Annotated in this window: 10 protein-coding genes; 4 read left to right on the top strand and 6 right to left on the bottom strand. The window is 59.2% G+C overall.

The window, feature by feature from the left end:
- Nucleotides 1–267 precede the first annotated feature (267 nt).
- The gene (locus tag J0X19_RS15635) at nucleotides 268–1,077 is read right to left on the bottom strand and encodes a M57 family metalloprotease (protein ID WP_206985319.1); all 810 of its coding nucleotides are present in this window, start codon (nucleotides 1,075–1,077) and stop codon (nucleotides 268–270) included.
- A gap of 873 nt (nucleotides 1,078–1,950) precedes the next feature.
- Between J0X19_RS15635 and ricT the strand changes: the two genes are divergently transcribed.
- Both ricT and J0X19_RS15625 read left to right on the top strand, forming a co-directional pair.
- On the top strand, nucleotides 1,951–3,618 hold the full coding sequence (gene ricT, locus J0X19_RS15630) for a PSP1 domain-containing protein (protein WP_206985318.1): 1,668 nt from the start codon (nucleotides 1,951–1,953) through the stop codon (nucleotides 3,616–3,618).
- Between the two features lie 15 nt (nucleotides 3,619–3,633).
- Nucleotides 3,634–4,128: a gliding motility lipoprotein GldH gene (locus J0X19_RS15625; protein ID WP_206985317.1), complete on the top strand. Its 495-nt coding sequence runs from the start codon at nucleotides 3,634–3,636 to the stop codon at nucleotides 4,126–4,128.
- Nucleotides 4,129–4,262: 134 nt separating this feature from the next.
- Here J0X19_RS15625 and J0X19_RS15620 read toward each other — a convergent pair whose 3' ends face one another.
- Nucleotides 4,263–4,460, bottom strand: a complete 198-nt coding sequence (locus tag J0X19_RS15620; RefSeq protein WP_206985316.1) for a cold-shock protein — start codon at nucleotides 4,458–4,460, stop codon at nucleotides 4,263–4,265.
- Nucleotides 4,461–4,653: 193 nt separating this feature from the next.
- Here J0X19_RS15620 and J0X19_RS15615 point away from each other — a divergent pair, with 193 nt between their 5' ends.
- Nucleotides 4,654–5,496, top strand: a complete 843-nt coding sequence (locus tag J0X19_RS15615) for a hypothetical protein (RefSeq protein ID WP_206985315.1) — start codon at nucleotides 4,654–4,656, stop codon at nucleotides 5,494–5,496.
- A gap of 84 nt (nucleotides 5,497–5,580) precedes the next feature.
- On the opposite strand, the gene J0X19_RS15610 is transcribed toward J0X19_RS15615, so the two are convergent.
- From J0X19_RS15610 to J0X19_RS15600, 3 genes are all read right to left on the bottom strand, one after another.
- Nucleotides 5,581–6,465 (bottom strand): hypothetical protein, encoded by an 885-nt coding sequence (locus J0X19_RS15610; RefSeq protein WP_206985314.1) that lies wholly within the window; start codon nucleotides 6,463–6,465, stop codon nucleotides 5,581–5,583.
- A 141-nt stretch (nucleotides 6,466–6,606) separates the two neighbouring features.
- Nucleotides 6,607–7,608 (bottom strand): ComEA family DNA-binding protein, encoded by a 1,002-nt coding sequence (locus J0X19_RS15605; protein WP_206985313.1) that lies wholly within the window; start codon nucleotides 7,606–7,608, stop codon nucleotides 6,607–6,609.
- A 55-nt stretch (nucleotides 7,609–7,663) separates the two neighbouring features.
- Nucleotides 7,664–8,632 (bottom strand): hypothetical protein, encoded by a 969-nt coding sequence (locus J0X19_RS15600; RefSeq protein WP_206985312.1) that lies wholly within the window; start codon nucleotides 8,630–8,632, stop codon nucleotides 7,664–7,666.
- A gap of 125 nt (nucleotides 8,633–8,757) precedes the next feature.
- Between J0X19_RS15600 and J0X19_RS15595 the strand changes: the two genes are divergently transcribed.
- Nucleotides 8,758–9,342: a DinB family protein gene (locus J0X19_RS15595; RefSeq protein ID WP_206985311.1), complete on the top strand. Its 585-nt coding sequence runs from the start codon at nucleotides 8,758–8,760 to the stop codon at nucleotides 9,340–9,342.
- A 29-nt stretch (nucleotides 9,343–9,371) separates the two neighbouring features.
- Here J0X19_RS15595 and J0X19_RS15590 read toward each other — a convergent pair whose 3' ends face one another.
- Nucleotides 9,372–10,097, bottom strand: coding sequence for a porin family protein (locus tag J0X19_RS15590; RefSeq protein WP_206985310.1), 726 nt, complete (start codon nucleotides 10,095–10,097; stop codon nucleotides 9,372–9,374).
- Nucleotides 10,098–10,199 lie beyond the last annotated feature (102 nt).

Here is a 10,199-nt window from a genome sequence, read left to right as displayed (position 1 = left end):
CGGAGCCTAGGAACTCCGCTTACTGTTTACTGGCTCGTTTTCTTTTTTGCTACCCTAATTCCCAAACACGTTCTAAGAGTGACTCGCCTGCGGCTTGTTGGCAAATAAGTTCTCCTGCTTGGCTTCTATACCAATGAAATACGAAAAGTAACTGAGCTACAACCAGCACATACTTGCCTGGCTACATCAAAAAAGCACCCTGCCAAATGAATGGTCAGGGTGCTTGCAGAGTCAGGTATTAGCTGCGCAAAACAGCCGAACTATACCTTAGTACAGGTAGTTGAGCGCCGTCCGGTCGTTGGAGTTAAAAGGACGGTTGGCGCCCGAGCCAATGCAGGCCAGCATCCAGGAGGTGGGGTCGTTGCCGGTAGCAGTGCCGGGAATATAAATAGCGCCTACGCTGCTGGCTCCTTCGTTTACCGCCGCGCCGCCGCAGCTATACTGCCGGCCAGCGTAGTCGGTGTGGCGGAAGCCAATGCAGTGCCCCACTTCGTGCGCCAGAATGGTGGCAATGTAGGTAGTAGCGTTGGCCGTACCAATGGCCGCCGAGTTAACCGAAACACTGTTGTAGGGGTTGCCGCCGGAAGGAAAACCCGCCGAGGCCAAATAGCTAGAGCCGGATGGAGCCGCTGACAGCACAATGTTGCCGCCCGATGTAACACGTGAGAAACGTAACCGCAGATTCTCGGCATTATAGCGCCGGATCAGCTCGTCGGTAGCCGTAACGTAAGCCGACGGTAAGTTGGTGGAAACACGGATGGTGATGGTACGGGTACCGCCGCTGGTGCTCACCAGGTTGGTGGTGCGGTACTGCTCTTCCTGGCCGACGCGCAGCATCGAGTACTCAGGCTGGCTGGTGAGCATTTCGTTGGTCAGCAGAATATCACCTTCCACCAGTATGCCACCTTCCACTACCTGCGCCTCCGCAGTGCTAAAGCCCAAAGCCCGAACTTGATTTAGTGTTTCTTCTGATATTTCATTTTTCACTACTACGTCTTCCTTCTTTTCGCAGGAAGAAATAGCCATTGTGGTGCCAACTACTACGGCTAGCGGAGCGAGTAAACGGGTAATTTTCATGATGAAGATTGGTTTGGTTGTGGAAAGGAAGAACGGAATGTGGTGAGGAAGTAGAGGTTTTTTGATGATATGTCAATACATGGTGCTATAAATTGACATAATTATACACAAGAGGTGCTTTTGTTGCGATAATACAATTCCGTTATAAAATGTGGCTTTTGCTTCAACATGAAGCTTAAATGAAGGGCAGAGAGTGTATTGGTAAATTATAATTAATGAAACGTGTGTTATGAATATAGATTTACACGAATAATTAAGTTTCTAGTTATCTGCCCTTTACCGTTTTGCGTTGGGCGGTGAATAAAGCTGAAGCTTAACCCTACCTCCTGAATCAGGACTATCTGAGTTTGACTAGTGGTAAGCACCGGTCAGCACTATCTGCTTGTCGGCTTGCTCCTTGTGTGTTTCCGCTTCGTTTAGCTGCTCTCTTGCCTTATGGCTGCCCGGTATTGCCACGGCCTGCCCTCCGCTTCTGATAACTTGCTTGCGTAGCGGCTACAGCCACGAATGGCGTACCATACACCGCCAAAACAGTTGATTTGGTAGCGTAGTAGGTGGTTGCCGCTGCCGCATTTACCGCACTGGCTGGCAAGTTGTTAGAGTTTCAATGCGCAGATGTTACCCGAAGCCAGGTTCGTTCCAATTGCCCTTGCGGTATGGGCGTAGCGCCCGATGGTACCAAGGATATGGTCGGCAACCGCCGTCACGTTATTCAGGTGATACGGTAGGAAAACCGACTTTATTTCCTGACCTAGACGGTGCTTCCAAGGGGCGAATTTCGCATTCCGCGCTCCGCTCCTTAATTCTGTATCTTTGTAGAAACCGGTTTTCCGCGGCGCCCGGCGCTGCTTCACTATATAGATATTCCCACCAGTGGCTTGTACTTCCTGTTCTTCCGGCGGTAGCTGCTCTACCACTACCTCGGGCTGCGGCTCGAAAGGTAGCTGTAGCAGCGGCTGCACCCGCCTCAACGTATTCGACTGGCTCCAGGACCTGGATACACCCAGCGACTTCAAAGGCTTCGACATAGTTGAAATCCGCTTCAAAGGCGGCCGTAAAGATTTCTACCGCAACACGCACCACTTGCCCCTCGTCACTGGCGACGCTGTGGTGGTGGAAGCCGGCGGCAATGGCTGGCACTTGGGCCACGTTTCGCTGAAAGGTGAATTGGTGCGCCTCCAGATGAAAAAGAAAAAGGTGGCCGTCGATTCCAAAGACATCCACAACATTCTGCGGGTAGCCACCGAGCAAGACACCGAGCGGTGGAATGCCGTGCGCGACCTGGAAACCGGCACTATGTTCCGGGCCCGCACCGTGGTGGATGAACTACGCCTGCGCATGAAGCTCTCCGACGTGGAGTATCAAGCCGACCGCACCCGCGCCACGTTCTTCTACTCAGCCGAAGACCGGGTTGATTTCCGGGACCTGATTAAGCGCCTCGCCGACGAGTTTCGGGTGCGGGTGGAAATGCGTCAGATTTCATTGCGCCACGAGGCTGGCCGCCTGGGTGGCATTGGCGTGTGCGGGCGTGAGCTATGCTGCTCCACCTGGCTCACCGATTTCAAGAGCGTCAGCACCACCGCCGCCCGCTACCAGAATCTGAGCCTCAACCCCGCCAAACTCTCGGGCCAGTGCGGGCGCCTTAAGTGCTGCCTCAACTACGAGCTGGACACCTACCTCGACGCCCTCAAGGATATTCCGCAGGTGCAGCGCCCGCTCCAAACCGAGAAAGGCGACTACGTGCTGCAAAAGACCGACATCTTCAAGCGCAAGATGTGGTTTGCCGTGCGCGGCGACAACAACTGGGTGGTGCTGCCCGTGGAGCGCGTGCGCGAAGTGCTCGACATGAACAAGCGCGGCGAAAAGCCCGAAACCTTGCTGGTACCCGTGCGCGAAGAAGAAAAAGCGCCCGAAGTGACGGCCATCGTGGAAGGCTCACTGGAGCGCCTCGATGATAAAATTCAAGCCAGCAAGCGGAGCAAGCGCGGCAAGAAAAAGAGCAAGTCGGAGGACGTAGTAGCCGCGGCCCCCCGCCCAGCGGGTGGTCGTTCCGTAGCGGGCCGGGGTGCTGCTCCCGCGCGCACTACTGCCGGGCCAGAGCCAGCTGCCGAGTCGTCGGTGCCGGTGCCTGAGCAGCCGGGCGGAGCCGCTGGAGCCGCTGGCGAAGAACCCCGCCGCCCCCGTGGTGCCGCCGCCCGCCCCCTCAACCGCCGCAACAACCGCAACCGGTCCGGCAACTCCGGCTCCGCCGATGGTACGCGCCCCGAAGGCGCGCCGCGCAACGCCGAAGGCCGCCGCAACCCACCCGCCGACGGCTCCAAGCCCGCCGGCAATTCCGAAGCACGTCCGCCCCGTGGTGGTGGCGAGCGGCGGGGTGGCCGGGGGGCCTCGGCCTCCGGCGAAGGCAGTGAAAACCGGCCCAGCGGTGCCGAAGGTGGCAACCGGCCTCCGCGCGAAGGTGGCCGCTCGGGCCGCCGGGGTGGGGGCCGCCGGCCCGAGGGTGGTGCTGCGCCCGCGCCTTCTGCTTCTCCCGCTTCCTGATTCTGTTTCCTGTTTATGCTAAAGTTGTTTCGTGTGCTCCCGGCCTTCGGGCTGGGTTTGACGCTCCTGCTGACTGCCTGCGACCCGAGCCAGGTGTATGAGAAAAACGTCGATTTCGACAACTACACCTGGTCGGTGCGGCAGAAGCCGGCTTTCACCTTCGACATTGCCGACACCACCCAGCGCTACGACGTGTACTTCAACATCCGCAACGCCTCGGCCTACGGCTACTACAATCTGTATCTGAAGCACACGCTCACCGACCCGGCCAACAAGCAGGTGTCGCAGCTGCTGCACCAGATGATTCTGATGGACCCCCAAACCGGCGAACCGCGCGGCAAAGGCACCGGCGACATCTACGACCACCAGTTTCTGGCTTTGCGCAACCAACAATTCCACCAAATCGGCACTTATAAAATTGTGCTGGAGCAGTATATGCGCCAGGCCCAGCTGCCCGGCCTGATGGCGGTGGGCGTGCGGGTTTCTAAAGCTAAAGCGGCTACCCCGTAAGCAGCGGGCCCGCACTTTCCTGAAAAAACAAAGACGCCCTGGCTCTGCAACCGGGGCGTCTTTTTGTTGGAGTAGTGCTTAAGGAAAACCAACGCGGCAGCTAGCAAGGGCCGCTCGTTGGCATCCGGGAGTAGCTATACCGCAATACGCTCTACTTTAACGGCGTTGAGGCCCTTTTTGCCTTCGATAATGTCGAACGAAACCCGGTCATTCTCACGGATTTCGTGGATAAGGCCGGTTTGGTGGACGAAAATATCCTGGCTGTTTTCGTCCTGGATAATGAAGCCGAACCCTTTAGCTTCATTGTAGAACTTTACTTTACCGGTTTTCATAAGAGTACTAAGGTTGATTTGGAAGAGGAAAGGAAGTGAAAAAGATGCAGGTAAATCTAAGGGGTATTTTGAACTCGCCCAACTCGAAATTGCCAAATCCAACCCCGACCCCCACAGAAGCGTAGCAGTAGCTACCCGGCCCGGCCGCCTTGCGTGGTTAATTGCCGTTGTTCTACCACTGCTTTTCTGTCCTATGGAACCTTCCACCACGCCCAACCCGAGCCCCGAGCAAACCGCCACCGGCAATACGCTGCCCTCGGCCCACACCGAGTCTCACGAAGTGCCCGGCAGCGACGCCAGCAACAGTGTGAATGACTCTTTTGCCGACGAAGACCGGCGCGACAATCAACTGGCCAACCCTGGCCGCGGCGAGTTTGGGGCCCACGGTCCGGGCCATACCCAGGGTGGTTTCGGCAACCAGTTCCGTGGCGACGAGGTGTACGGCGGCCAGGTAGTGCCCGCCGAAGCCACCCGCGGCGGCTACGCGGGCGGTGCGCCCGAAAACAACACTGGCTCAGTGGAAAGTACGCCTACCAACCGTAGCACCAGCACCTTCGGCACCCAACCGGGCACCCCGGTAGAAGGCTCGGCCGTAGCCCCCGACTATGGCAACGACAACAACGCCCCCCAGCACCTGAGCGGCGGCTACAGCGAGGACTACGGCCGCTCCTCACTAGGCGGCGCCAGCAACGCCGGCGCCAACCTGACCGGCCAGCGCAACCAGGTGGACGACGAGTACCTGCCCGCCGATTCCAAGGAAGAAGCCACAGAGCCGGGCGGTTTCCAGGCCGATCCGGCGCCGGTGCCCAACCAGCCCGCCGTGGCCGGCGCCAACGAGCACACCAAGCCCGACGCGGCCCGCGAAGCCGACGAATCGCGCACGGGCTACGTGCATAACCAGGGCGAGCATAGCGAACAGGGCAACACCGGCGCGGGCATTGGCAGCAAAGGCGGTTCCTACAACGACCCCAACGGCCCGAAAGGCGACGCGCCCGGCCAAACCGGCCCTCAAAACAACGACCCTAAAGCGCAGTAAGCAACCCCAATAACAAAGGCCGCCGTGCTCCGGATACCTCCGAGCCACGGCGGCCTTCGTGTGCCGGCCAGCCAGTAAGCCAGGCTAGTTGCCCGCCGCCGACTTCTGCTTTTTGCGAGTGGCCTGGTAGATTCGGCCTTTCTCGTTGCTGAACACAAAGTTCTGGTTGTCGATAAACGATATAGCCTCCGTTTGACCGGCTTTCGGAATGGGCAAACAGCTCTTGCGGCCGTCGAAGAGGCGGCGGCCGGGCTGGCGCTCTATCAAATACACGTGGCCGTAGCCGAGCAGCGCCACCGTGCGGCTGTCGGGGCTGAGGTCGGCGCCGGTTATCCAAGTGTTGATTTCAATGCTGTCGAGCAGGGTGGCAACGTGGTAGCCGGGGTGGGCGGGCAGGCCGTACATTTTCACCCAGTTGCCTTTGCCCCGGTTTTTGGTGAACAGGTACAGGCTGTCCTGCCGGTAATAGAAGGCCTCACAATCGAAGTTGCGCGCATCCTTGCGTGGTGGAAAATCTTTCTGGTCGGGGTAGCGGAACCGGATGGTGTCCACCTGACTGAAATTCACTCCGCTAAGCCGATAGATTGCCAGGTTGCGGCGCTTGTTCTGGTTGTTGCCAAAGTCACCGATGTAGAGGCGGCCGTCGTCGTCGCGGGTCAGGTCTTCCCAGTCGATATTGACCAGCGGCAGTTTAAGGGTCTGCAATAAGTCGCCCTGCGGCGTGACCTTGTACAGGCTGGCGGCCGTGCCCCCGTCGCCGTGGGTCCATAAGTCGCCATGGTCATTGGCCAGCGTAAACCCCGAGCTTTCTATAAGGATGGTTTTCGATATCCGACCAATTTGCCGCACTGTGTAGTCCTGCCGCACCTGCGAGAAGTCGCCCCGGCCGCCATCTGACGCGCACCCACAGATAACCGATTGCAGGAACACCAACACAGGAAACAGCTTGTCGCGCAGTAAAAAGAGCATTTCAGGGTGATTAAGTGAACTAGAGCGCCCGCCTCTGGCCGCCGGCAGCAGCCCGCTCCGGTTGCCGTTACGGCGTTGCGCCCCGCAACGATACGCACGGCTGGCCCCTGTTGCTACTACACACGAAAATGAGGCAAGCTTCTACTTAAGCACCAAGTACGGCTGAAGTTTCAAGTAAGTGGCCTCGTCCAGCACCCGAATCTGGCGCAGGTCGGTGGCTTGGCGGAACGGGCCGTGCTGCTGCCGATACGCTACCAGCACGCGGGCCAGGCGTTTGCCCATGTACGGGTGGGCCTGCAACACCTCAAACGCCGCGTTATTGATATCCAACATAGCCGGCGCGAAACTAGCGCGTACAAACGTGTATTTACGCAAGCTGTCCACCAAGTCGGGCGCGTCGCGGAGGCTGTAGATTTCGCTGAGCTGCTCGGCCCGCAAAAAGCCGCCCAGCCGCTGCCGATACTCCACCACCCGCCCCGACAGCCCGCGCCCAATTCCCCGAATCTGCATGAGTTGGGTGGTGTCGGCGGCGTTGAGGTCGAAGGGCTGGAGGTTGCGGGGCTTGCGGGCAAACTTGCTGGGGGTGGCACTCCCCTCAGAGCGCACCGGAAGGCTGCTGCCGGCGGGGTAGCGGCTGGCATAGGCGCGGGCCTCGCGGGCCGGTAGTTGCTCGGGCAGCTGCATGTAGGGCGCCAGCCGGGCGTAAGTGGTATCGGAAAGGCCATAAGCTTTGCGAAGCTGTTCTTTCGCCCGGAAGCCACCCACCACGTCGCGGTATTTGACCAGCCGCTTGCCCAGCCACTCTGGTAAGCCGCGCGCCTGCCAGTCGAGCACCGTAAAGCTATTGGGGTTGAAAGGGGCCAGCGCCACCTGCGGTACCCGTTCCCGCGGCGCATACGTCCGGTGCGGGTAGCGGCTGTTGCTGGCATAAGCAGGACGTACCTGGCGTTGGGCGGCCAGCTTGGTGGCCAAGGCATCCAGCTGCTGCTGGTCGGCGGCGGGATTGTAGGTGGCCAAGCGTGGCCGCACCAACGGGGGAAGCACCAGCAGCGCCACCAACAACCCGAGTAATACTGCAAAACCGGAAGTTTCGCGGCGCGAAAACCCAAAATAGCGGCGGAGCCAACGACTAGGCTTTATCATAATCGAATGAGATAAATAACTGATAAATAGAGTGAAGCGTGGAAAGCAGAGCTGCTTATTTCCTGATTTTCACGTCCACATCATAGCGGTAGCGGGGCGGGCCACCCAGCGGAATAGCGAAAAAGGGCAGGGCCACATCGTATTGGTCGGTGACGTAAAACACCAGGTCGTTGCCTTCTTTGGTGAGCGAGGTCAGGCGCATATCCAACGACAGGCCGTGCTCTTTGTCGCTGATGGGGTGCACGCTCCGGGCCCACACATTGTCCTGGCTGACGGCGGCAGGGTGGCCGTTTTTAGCCACGCTGAAAATCTTGATGCTCACGTCGCCATCCAGGTCAAAGTTGCTTTGCCGCACACTCACCACCCGGTCGTTTACGAAAGGGTAGAGGTGGGTGATGGCGCGCTTGGTGGGCACCAGCCGGAAGGCGTACTCGTAAGTGAAGGCGTTGCCACCTTCCACGGCCACGTTTTCGGTGGGGCTGGTGCTTAAGAAGTAGCGGTACAGGTTGCCGTCGTCGCCGGATTTGCCTTGGGCAATGAGCTTGAACACGTAGCCTTCAAACTCGGGCACCAGCTCGCCTTCCAGGGGGTTGAGCGGCCCAAAGGTGTACCACTTGCCGTCGTACTTGGGGTCAGCGCCGAACTTCACTTGCTTGAGCAGCGTGCCCGACCGAAAGCTGCCTTTCGGTTCGGTGGCGCGAGCATCGGGGCCGGAGTGGGTGCCGGCGCCGCCGTATAAGCTGAACTCGGTGGTGGTATTCCAGTTGAAGCGTTTCTCGTCGAACTGGCCGCCGCAGTCGGGGTCGAATACCCGGATGTAGACGGGCTGCCGGTTGGTTTTCGGAATCAGGAAAAAGAAGGATTGGGTGAAGTCATCGTCGCCCCAGCTTTTATCGGCCTGTGCCCCAAACGTAACCAGAGAGGCAATGTTTTCGCCGGGGTTGGGTACCGCCTGCGCCTGCACCAAGCAAGGCCGGAGCAGCATCAGCAGCCAGCAAAGAAAGGAAAATCGAAACGCACGCATGACGGCAAGATACTTGGATTTTGCCAGCAATTGCTGGGGTTTGCCGCAGTATAATTGCCGATGCCGGTTGCGGCCCGTATCATTACGTATGCGTTAGTCCGCGTCTTTATCTCCGTCCGTTCAGCATGAGTCCTTACTCCACCCGTACCGCCGAGTTTTTCGATGGTCTGACCGCCGACCTCGCCACCCTGCGCGACATTGCGCAGCACCGTTTTCGGCCGCTCACCGACGACCAGCTGAACCGTCGCCCCAGCCCCAGCAAGTGGAGCGTGGGGCAGTGCCTCGAGCATCTCAATATTGTGGGGGGGCACTACCTACCCGTCATGACGCGCAAGCTCAAACAGGCGCAGGAGCGCGGCACCAAGCCCGCCGCCACCGTGAAGCACGGCCTGATTGGCAGCAAAATGACGGAAGCCATGCGCACCCCGGCCAGCGAAAAGCCCACGCAGGCACCGCAACGCTACGCGCCCAGCGGCTCCCGGCTGCCCCGTACGGTGGTAGAAGTATTCCTGCGCCAGCTAGATGAGCTGGAAGGACTGCTGCAACAGGCCCGCAAGGTAAATGCCAACGCCATCCGCATTCCGAATCCCATTATTCCGCTGCTCTGGCCCCGCCTCACCGACGTATCCGAGCTGCTGGTAGTGCACCTGAAGCGCCACGTCGCGCAAGCCGAAAAAGTGCTGGAAACCCGCGGTATTACGCCCGGCTAGGTCACTCCTGCTACTGCTTTGGTGGTTCCTCAGCTGGCTTTACCGCCCAGTAGATAGCCTACCGAAAGCTGAAGAGCTTGATGATACACTTTATCGGGGGCGGTAGCGCCGTCCGGGGTGCGGGGCAGGCGGTTGAAGAAGCCGTGAGAGTAACTCAACTGCGCCTGTACGGACCCCAGCCGATAGCCGATGCCACCCTGCGCTCCGGCATCGAAGCGGCGCAGATAGGTGGTGTTGCGGGTATCGGTGCCCTGCTGCCGGGCGAAAGTGAGGCCGGTGGTTTCACTGCGGCCCAACCCTTCCCAAACCCAAAAATAGAATTCCGACGGTGTGGCTTCCCCACCCAGACCCAATGCGGCGTAGGGCCCGGCAAACACTTGCAGGCCCTTGGTGCCACCCACCGTGTACACCAGGTTTACGGGCAACTCCAGGTAATTAACCCGCGCCGCAAGGCCCAGCTCGGAGTAGCCCCCACGGTTGTCTGTTCGCTTCTCAACCTGAAAAAAACGGCGCGAATACAGCAGAGAAGGCTGCACGGCCACTTTCGGGCTGCACGGAATATTCAGCAGTAAACCCGCCTGAAACCCCCGCCGGTGCCCCGAAGCAGTGCTGTAGTACGGCTCGGCTACCTCGTGCCGGCCCCAGGTATCCTGCAAGCTAAACCGCGGCCCGACGCTGAGTTGCGCCTGCGCCTGCTGCACGGTTGCGGTGGTGAGTAGTAATGCGGCACCAAAAGAGAGTAGGGGATTTTTCATGCGAAAATTCGGGGGCGGAAATTCAGAAAGGTGTGTAACTCTGTTTTCGAGTAGGAGCCGCGGGAGCCTGGTTAAGGTTGCAAGGGAGCAGCGGCTGATAAG

The sequence above is a fragment of the Hymenobacter telluris genome (assembly GCF_017313265.1).
Taxonomy (GTDB): domain Bacteria; phylum Bacteroidota; class Bacteroidia; order Cytophagales; family Hymenobacteraceae; genus Hymenobacter; species Hymenobacter telluris.
Note: the sequence above shows the minus strand (reverse complement) of the source record. Positions and strands in the feature narration are given on the sequence as shown.